Source organism: bacterium (assembly GCA_023228325.1).
Lineage (GTDB): Bacteria > Auribacterota > UBA6266 > UBA6266 > UBA6266 > UBA6266.
The window spans coordinates 1-7,483 of the sequence record JALOBK010000014.1; the positions used below are offsets into that span (position 1 = coordinate 1).

Annotated in this window: 8 protein-coding genes and 6 tRNA genes; 8 read left to right on the forward strand and 6 right to left on the reverse strand. The window is 48.0% G+C overall.

Annotation, left to right across the window (positions count from 1 at the left end):
• Positions 1-149: 149 nt before the first annotated feature.
• Positions 150-563 (forward strand): hypothetical protein, encoded by a 414-nt coding sequence (locus tag M0R36_10650; protein ID MCK9556253.1) that lies wholly within the window; start codon positions 150-152, stop codon positions 561-563.
• 48 nt (positions 564-611) lie between these two features.
• Here the strand turns inward: M0R36_10650 and M0R36_10655 are convergent.
• Positions 612-682, reverse strand: a tRNA-Gly gene (locus tag M0R36_10655).
• Positions 683-773: 91 nt separating this feature from the next.
• Between M0R36_10655 and M0R36_10660 the strand changes: the two genes are divergently transcribed.
• Positions 774-1,376, forward strand: a complete 603-nt coding sequence (locus M0R36_10660; protein ID MCK9556254.1) for a hypothetical protein — start codon at positions 774-776, stop codon at positions 1,374-1,376.
• A gap of 38 nt (positions 1,377-1,414) precedes the next feature.
• Here M0R36_10660 and M0R36_10665 read toward each other — a convergent pair.
• A tRNA-Arg gene (locus tag M0R36_10665) sits at positions 1,415-1,486 on the reverse strand.
• Between the two features lie 29 nt (positions 1,487-1,515).
• A tRNA-Arg gene (locus tag M0R36_10670) sits at positions 1,516-1,587 on the reverse strand.
• 72 nt (positions 1,588-1,659) lie between these two features.
• Between M0R36_10670 and M0R36_10675 the strand changes: the two genes are divergently transcribed.
• The 3 genes from M0R36_10675 (at position 1,660) to M0R36_10685 (ending at position 1,965) form a co-directional block, all read left to right on the forward strand.
• A tRNA-Phe gene (locus M0R36_10675) sits at positions 1,660-1,731 on the forward strand.
• A gap of 46 nt (positions 1,732-1,777) precedes the next feature.
• Positions 1,778-1,848 (forward strand) — tRNA-Pro (locus M0R36_10680).
• Positions 1,849-1,894: 46 nt separating this feature from the next.
• Positions 1,895-1,965: transfer RNA gene (locus M0R36_10685), tRNA-His, on the forward strand.
• Positions 1,966-2,020: 55 nt separating this feature from the next.
• On the opposite strand, the gene M0R36_10690 is transcribed toward M0R36_10685, so the two are convergent.
• Positions 2,021-2,614 (reverse strand): NYN domain-containing protein, encoded by a 594-nt coding sequence (locus tag M0R36_10690; GenBank protein ID MCK9556255.1) that lies wholly within the window; start codon positions 2,612-2,614, stop codon positions 2,021-2,023.
• 200 nt (positions 2,615-2,814) lie between these two features.
• Here M0R36_10690 and M0R36_10695 point away from each other — a divergent pair, with 200 nt between their 5' ends.
• Entirely contained in the window at positions 2,815-3,252 is a 438-nt protein-coding gene (locus tag M0R36_10695) for an NUDIX domain-containing protein (GenBank protein MCK9556256.1), read from the forward strand.
• Positions 3,253-3,316: 64 nt separating this feature from the next.
• Here M0R36_10695 and M0R36_10700 read toward each other — a convergent pair whose 3' ends face one another.
• Entirely contained in the window at positions 3,317-3,676 is a 360-nt protein-coding gene (locus tag M0R36_10700) for a hypothetical protein (GenBank protein MCK9556257.1), read from the reverse strand.
• A 65-nt stretch (positions 3,677-3,741) separates the two neighbouring features.
• Complete coding sequence (locus tag M0R36_10705; GenBank protein MCK9556258.1) at positions 3,742-4,761, reverse strand: hypothetical protein; 1,020 nt, start codon at positions 4,759-4,761, stop codon at positions 3,742-3,744.
• 274 nt (positions 4,762-5,035) lie between these two features.
• Here M0R36_10705 and M0R36_10710 point away from each other — a divergent pair, with 274 nt between their 5' ends.
• Both M0R36_10710 and M0R36_10715 read left to right on the forward strand, forming a co-directional pair.
• Positions 5,036-6,196: a serine hydroxymethyltransferase gene (locus tag M0R36_10710; GenBank protein ID MCK9556259.1), complete on the forward strand. Its 1,161-nt coding sequence runs from the start codon at positions 5,036-5,038 to the stop codon at positions 6,194-6,196.
• 378 nt (positions 6,197-6,574) lie between these two features.
• Positions 6,575-7,393, forward strand: a complete 819-nt coding sequence (locus tag M0R36_10715; GenBank protein ID MCK9556260.1) for a bifunctional 5,10-methylenetetrahydrofolate dehydrogenase/5,10-methenyltetrahydrofolate cyclohydrolase — start codon at positions 6,575-6,577, stop codon at positions 7,391-7,393.
• Positions 7,394-7,483: the final 90 nt, after the last annotated feature.

Below are 7,483 nucleotides of genomic sequence, written 5' to 3' on the forward strand. Positions count from 1 at the left end.
GAGGAATCGAACCCCCGACCGCGGTTTTGGAGACCGCCGGTATACCACTTACCTAAACTCCCGGAAACCATTTCAGTCTATAAGTTCGCCGAGGATTTGTAAAATTAATCAATCGCTGGCTTTTGGATGCAATCTGCTATAATAAATCCATGAAATGGTTTGACAAAACAGAGGTTAAAGATAAAGCAGGGTTGTCGGAGAAAGAAATGGAATATCTTTATAAGCCGTCTTTTTCCGTTTTCGGGCCTTTAAACATGATCGTCAGGGGCCATTGGGATTTTATCGCGGCCATTGTAGGCCTGAATATTATTACTTGGCTTATGGGAGACGAAGAAACAGTGGCGTCATCAATTTTGGCTTTGATCATTTTAGGTTTTTACGCGTGGTTTCTGTATTTCCAGATTACGAATAGCCGGAGATTGTCCTGGAATAGGAACAAGTGGTCCAGTTTCGAAGATTTTAAGGACTCCGAAAATCGTTGGGCGTTTTGGGGCTATTTGGTATTCAGCCTTATTATTTTGACTTTAGCCGCTTCGTTTATCCAGGGATTTTTGGAGGCTTAATCTGTACAAATAAAATAATCCCGTCTTTGGCGGGGGTTATTTATTATGAGCGGGATACCGGAATCGAACCGGCGCCATTACCTTGGCAAGGTAGCGTACTGCCACTATACTAATCCCGCTTTTTCCTTGATCGCAGAACATTTTCGCGACTTATTTCAGGTTAGTCGAAGATTTGATTCTTGTAAAGAAATCCCATAATATATGGTGAATATGCCAAAGAAACAGGCGCTTTTCTGGCTTAAAATCTCCGGACTCGTCATGGTTGCCGCCGCTGTTTTTTTGTATTTTTACGCTTCGGAGAAAAAGATAGAATTCCCTCCGGAGCTTCTCGAGGCCAAGACGGCGAGTTCGGTCATCGCCGAAGAAATCACCGGCCTTTCGAGCGAGGCCGCCGCCAATCTGGAGGCGATCAGCCGCGAGGACAAAGCCGGAAATTACTATGAGGCCGTTGATCTCGTTATCACCGAGATCAAGAGGAATAACGAGATAAGGGAAAAATGCGTCGGGCTTCTTTCCGAGCTTCAAAAAATGATCGCCGGTCTCGGCGAGGTCAACTCGGTTCAGGCTCAGGCCGCCGGCTTGCAGGCCGTTTCCGCGGAAATGACTCTGGTAAACCAGCTGATGAGCTACAACGACGGATTGCAGACCCTCTTGGAACATCTGCGCTTGAAATTCTTAAGCAGTTCTCCGAAGGATTTCAATGCGGGAACCGCCTCCATTCTCGAAGAAGTCAACGCCCAGGTGGAGCAAATCAACAGCCAGAACCGGAGAGCCCAAACCCAGATCAGGGAGTTCAACAAGTATTTCCAATAAAACAAGCCCTGGCCATGCCACGGGGCTTGTTTTGTTTGCGCCCTCGGGAGGAATCGAACCCCCATTAAGAGATTAGAAGTCTCCGGTTCTGTCCATTGAACTACGAGGGCCTAGTTCTACGCTTTTTTGGAAAAGCGTGTGCCCCCACGAGGAATTGAACCTCGATTGGCGCGTTAGGAGTGCGCAGTTCTATCCGTTGAACTACAGGGGCTTTGACAAAGCCATTCTACAACACTTTTTTCGAGATTGAAAAGCCGCCCCGAAAATGCTAACCTGATTTCATGCCGTGATAGCTCAGTGGTAGAGCGCATCCCTGAAGAGGATGGCGTCGGGGGTTCGATTCCCTCTCGCGGCACAAATTGACTCTTATCGGCCGCGATGCGGCTGCCGCGGAAACCAAACGGAGAGTAGTATAGTGGTAGTATACGTGCTTTGGGAGCACGCGGTCCGAGTTCGATTCTCGGCTCTCCGACAGGATTTGCTCTTCGGTCATTTTTTTGTAGAATACAGAAGCGATGGTGGCCATAGCTTAGTGGTAAAGCTCCGCTCTGTGGAAGCGGCGATACGGGTTCGATTCCCGTTGGTCACCCAGGTTTGTAGATCTCCCCGCTCGATGGGAGATTTAAGTTACAACCAATGAGGTTTCATTTAAATAAGGTGTTGCTACCGAACTCGAAAATCTCGGAGTCCCTTATAAGAATGGTTCTGTCGGTTGTATATGAAAGCCCTTTATTGGGGTTATATTCAAAGCCAAGATAGGTGCAAGATATTTCTCTTTGTTTGATTTCTTTAATGGCCGGCTGTAAGTCCGAGTCGGAGCTGCCCAGAATTATCTCTTTGGCCTTCTTGTCACAAGCAAGGCTCATCATATCTACCGCTATTCTTACATCGACACCTTTTTCTTTAAAAACTAATGTTTTCCCTCCTCTTTGATTTTCTTCTAGTTGGCCCCTTACTCGACCGCTCAAAATTACCTCAAATCCCTGTCTTTCAAGACTGGTTTTTAATAGGCGCTGTTCTTGTATAAGCTGCCTAGATTTTTCTTTACTATCTTTGTGTTCTTTGATTTTGGCAAAATAAAATACTTTTTTATCTATTTTGATACCCGATAACACTTTATTGAATAACCCTTTAAAATCATACTCATGCCATAAAGGTTTTTCTTTCTCGGCGATCTTATAAGCCTCCTTAATCTTGCCTTTAAGGTTTTCGCCGTCAATCAAAAAGATAGTCTTCATTCAGCCAATTGTATCAGTCCTTAGATGGAATAAAAACCCCAGCGGACCTTGCGGCTGGCTGGGGCGTTTATAAACTTAGTATCACTTTTTTGGGTCCGGAAGTCAACAAAGGGTGGGGATAACTAAAAGGTGCTGATTTTGCGAGGTTACAACCTTGTTTTCCTCTATGATGGCACCCTTTCTTTCTATATAATGCTTATATGACCAATCAGCTTAAGCCCGGCGTGGGAGTGGGAGTGATGGTCCTGAGGCAGGGCCGGGTTTTGCTCGGCAAAAGAAACGACGATGCGGAAAAAGCGTCGAGCGAGCTTCACGGAGAAGGCACTTGGACCATGCCTGGAGGAAAATTGGATTTCGGAGAAAAGCTTGAAGAAGCCGCCCGCCGTGAAGCTTTGGAAGAAACAGGCATCAAGCTTAATAAGCTGGAATTGATGAGCGTCGCCGACGAGATTCTGGCGGACAAGCATTTCGTCACCGTCGGATTCCTGTGCGAAGATTTTAACGGAGAGCCGCAAACCATGGAACCGGAAGAAATCACCGAATGGCGATGGTTTTTTCTGGATGAACTTCCGGAAAAGGTATTCCCTCCGAGCGCGAAAATCATCAAGAATTATTTGAACAGAACGATCTACGGATGAGGCGGTTGTTGCTCGTAAAAAAGAAAAGCCGCCTTTTTTAGGGGCGGCGTGGTTCCTATGCATCTCAATCCTCGGTTCTAAAATAGATCTTGTAACGCTCAGTAATCCTAAGCGTCCAGCCCTTCTTCGCGGCGAAACTTCTTATCGCCTCGAGCTTCTGATCATTGTCCAGATCGTTGTGGTAGGGCGGCTTGGGATGTATATGTTTTTCGTAAGTCTCGGCTAACGACTGCGCCCTCCTCTTATTAAGCACGCAATAAGTGAGGGTGGCTAGCTCGCAGTTGTTTTCGTGCGCGATACTGATGATTGCCTCAAGCTTTTGCTCGCGCCTGAGGCGTTCGGGAGGTATCGTCTCTCTTCCTTCTTCGTAAAGAATCCTATAGAGCCTCCCGATAGGCAAGGGCCTCGTATCGTATTGAGCCATTTTGATCCTCCTTTCAAGGTCCAGTGTAGTCGGATTCTATTATGGCCGTTACTTTAAGTCAACATTCAGTTTGCGATCATCCGGAAAGTGGAACAGTTCCTGATGTCGTCCGATCCCAGAAGATATTGGACCAGGCGTTCGTTTCCCAGCCCGTAGCCGGCGTGGGGCTTGGTTTTCTTGGACTTGACGAGGTCGAGATACCAACGAAAATCTTCCAGGGTTCCGCCGCGCTCCTTATGAAGCCTGAACATGTTGGAATCGAGCAGGCGTTTTTCTAGCTTTTCTCCGTTTGGCTCGCGGACGGCCGACCCCACCCCTTCTCCGGCGAAGGGAAAGATCAAATCGGCCGAAAGCACCACCCGCGGATCTTTTTCTGAGACTTTCATGTTGAAGAACTTTATTTCTTTAGGATAGCGCATGATGAATACCGGCCGCGGCTCGGATTCGTTTCCATTGAGCAGTCTGACCACCATGGCTTCGTGATCGGCTTTTAGATCGTCGCCCCAGCGAAGTTCGGGAAATCCGTTCTTCCGCAAAAGATTCAAAGCGTCTTCATAATCTATTCTCCAAAAAGGATCTTCCAGGCTTTGAGAAAATCTTTTCGCGTCGCGGCCGTATTCCTTTCCGAGCGCTTCGGAGTTTTCTTCGATCGCTCTTTTCACCATGGCTTTGACCGCTGCTTCGATATGCTCGAGCAAAACCTCGTACATTTTTTCTTCGTCGTATTTGGATATGTCCGGATCGATGAAGCTCCAGTCGAATTCTTCTTCGATCAGCATGAATTGCCTCAAGTGCCTTGGATCCTCCTCTTCTTCGTCGCGGCCGCTGTGGATCACGGTGTACATTCCGGGAAAGCACTGGAGAAGCTGTTCGAGCGAAAGCTGGCCGGTTTGGGTAAAAAACAATGGATTGTTCATCCGGTTCTGGATTTTAAAAAGAGTGTCCACGTTTTCGCAGGCGCCGGTGATACCGACTATGTGCGGCACTTCGGCGTAGGTGAGTCCGGATTTCCGGTAATGGTCGTGGCCGGCATTGAAAATAGAATTGTTGATTCCGATGAGATTTCTGAAGTGGTTGATGTTCATAGAGTCTTTCTTGTTTGTAATACGAGATTCCCGGCGATCGTCGTTCTCATCAGATCGGCGGCGGAATCGGAGCGAATCCTTCGCGAGTCAAAAAAAATGAGCCAATCGGCTCATTTTTTAAAATGGATTTACGCGGATAATGCGGTTCTGATTTTGGTTCGCGTCTGGGCACTAGGAGTAATTTTATGTTCGGCGGGAATCGATGCAAGGGCTTCCCTGTGGATAATTCTCGGGGCTTTTGTTTCCAAAGAAATTTGGTGTATTCTTCCTATATATGAAATATCCAAAGCTTTGGGACCTGGTTAAAAAAGAAGAAAAAAGGCAGATTCGAGACATCGACCTCATCGCTTCCGAGAATTATGCCTCGGAAGAGGTGAGGGAGCTTTTGGGATCGGTTTTGGTCAACAAATACTCCGAAGGCTATCCGGGAAAGCGCTATTATCCGGGAAACAAATATTACGACGAGATTGAAGAACTGTGCAAAGGGATTGCCTTAAAAGCTTTCCGTTTGAGCCCCTCGAAATGGTCCGCCAATGTCCAGCCTTATTCCGGATCGCCGGCCAATTTCGCGGTTTACGGCGCCTTGCTCGAGCCCGGAGAAACGATCCTGGGAATGAAGCTTGCGGCCGGAGGCCATTTGACCCACGGCCACAAAGTTTCTTTTTCCGGGAAGTTCTTCCACTCGGTCCAATACGGCGTTAACGAGAAAACCGGGCTCATCGACTACGAAGAAATAGAAGCTCTGGCCAAAAAGCACCGTCCGAAAATAATCGTCTCCGGCATTTCCGCCTATCCTCGGAAAATCAATTTCAAGCGCATTGGAGAAATCGCCAAATCCGTCGGCGCTTATCACATGGCCGACATTTCCCATATCGCCGGACTGGTTTTGGCCGGACTCCACCCGACGCCGTTTCCGCATAGCGACGTCGTGACGACGACCACCCACAAGACTCTGGCCGGTCCGAGGGGGGCGATCATTTTTTCCAAAAAAGAGATTGCCGAGAAAATCGACAAAGCGGTTTTTCCCGGGCTCCAGGGCGGCCCGCACAACAACGTCACCGCGGCCAAATGCCAAATGTTCTACGAAGCCCAAAAGCCGCAGTTCAAGAGATACGAGGAGCAGATTTTGAAAAATGCCCGCGCCTTGGCCGAAGAATTAAAAAAACTCGGATTCGATCTGGTGACCGGAGGCACGGACAATCATTTGATGCTCGTGGACTTGAAGAATTTCGGTATCGACGGCCTGACCGCCGAAAAACTGCTCGAAAAAAACCATATTCTCGCGAACCGGAACAGCATTCCCGGAGACACTTCGGCTTTCAAGCCGTCCGGAATCAGGATCGGCACTCCGGCGGTCACGCGCCGCGGCATGAAAGAAAAAGACATGGGCCGGATCGCGAAAAGAATCTACGAGATTCTGAAGAAAAGGAAATAAGAAAAGGCCGCCACAACCTTTAAGGTGGGCGGCTTAGCGAATTATGACGAAGGATACTGGCGTCTTTTGGCGGCAAGACGACGGCTATGATCCCGATATGCTTGGGAATTTTGAGCATACCGAGGATCGTTTGCTTCGGCATAGAGATCTAATACCGTCTCAAGATCTCTTCTGCCGGGGGCGTCGCCAAACATACGTTCCTCCATCCTCCGTTCTCTCCTGAGAACGGACTTGTCCAAAAAAAGAACGCTCATATTTCCACCTCCTATTGTTTATAAATACCATATTTTGTGCCTTTTGGCAAGCTATAAAGAAAAATGTTTGTTATCCGGACATTAAAGCCTTCTATATAAGGCTTTTTTAAGCTATGCTCATTTTATGATTCCGCTTAGCGGCGCTTTGATCAGCCAGAATATCTACGAACGGATTAAGCCGATTGTCCCCAAAAACAAGTTCTTGGCCGCCATCCTTGTCGGCGACAACCCGGCTTCTTTGAGTTTCGTCAAAAAACAAAAACAGCAGGCTGCGGAAAAAGCCGGCATCGATTTCCGGGTTTTCGAATTCCCGGAAAGCGTATCGGAAAAGGATCTGGTTTCCGCGGTCGAAAACCTTTCCGCCGACAAAAACTGCGGAGGAATCATTATCCAACTTCCTTTACCGGATCATTTGGACAGGCAAGCGGTTCTCGACGCGGTGCCGCGGGAAAAGGATCCGGATGTCTTAAGCTCGGAATCGATCAATCTTTTCCGGGAAGGGAAGTCTTTGGTTTTGCCTCCGGCCGTCGGGGCCGTCAAAGAAATCCTGGATTTCCAGAAGATCGATTTGAAGCAAAAATCCGCGGCCGTAATCGGTCTCGGGTTTTTGGTCGGCCGGCCCGTAAGCGATTGGCTCCGGGGGAAATGCCGTGAGCTTTTCTTGATAGACAAAGGAGACGATTTCTCTCCAGTTAAAACCGCGGATATCTTGGTCTTGGGGACCGGGGTTCCCGGAATCGTCAAAGAATCGGAAGTGAAGCCCGACGTCTTGATCATCGATTTCGGATACGGAAAAGACAAAGACGGAAAGCTGAAAGGCGATTTCGCTCCGTCGGACGCGAATATGAAAGGATATTACACTCCGACTCCCGGAGGCACCGGTCCCATTCTTGTAGCCCGTTTGCTTCTGAATTTTTGCGAGCTTGCTTCCAAAACCGGTTAGAGCATTTTTGTCGTGCGTTCGAAAAAAGAAAAATGCTATAATAAATCACAAGATAAAAATCCGCGTAAAAATCAACAAACATGATTAATC

Bases quoted from the DNA above. Each gene is read 5' to 3' on its own strand.
- M0R36_10650 (MCK9556253.1), top strand. From the start codon at position 150: ATGAAATGGTTTGACAAAACAGAGGTTAAAGATAAAGCAGGGTTGTCG.
- M0R36_10660 (MCK9556254.1), top strand. From the start codon at position 774: ATGCCAAAGAAACAGGCGCTTTTCTGGCTTAAAATCTCCGGACTCGTC.
- M0R36_10690 (MCK9556255.1), bottom strand. From the start codon at position 2,614: ATGAAGACTATCTTTTTGATTGACGGCGAAAACCTTAAAGGCAAGATT.
- M0R36_10695 (MCK9556256.1), top strand. From the start codon at position 2,815: ATGACCAATCAGCTTAAGCCCGGCGTGGGAGTGGGAGTGATGGTCCTG.
- M0R36_10700 (MCK9556257.1), bottom strand. From the start codon at position 3,676: ATGGCTCAATACGATACGAGGCCCTTGCCTATCGGGAGGCTCTATAGG.
- M0R36_10705 (MCK9556258.1), bottom strand. From the start codon at position 4,761: ATGAACATCAACCACTTCAGAAATCTCATCGGAATCAACAATTCTATT.
- M0R36_10710 (MCK9556259.1), top strand. From the start codon at position 5,036: ATGAAATATCCAAAGCTTTGGGACCTGGTTAAAAAAGAAGAAAAAAGG.
- M0R36_10715 (MCK9556260.1), top strand. From the start codon at position 6,575: ATGATTCCGCTTAGCGGCGCTTTGATCAGCCAGAATATCTACGAACGG.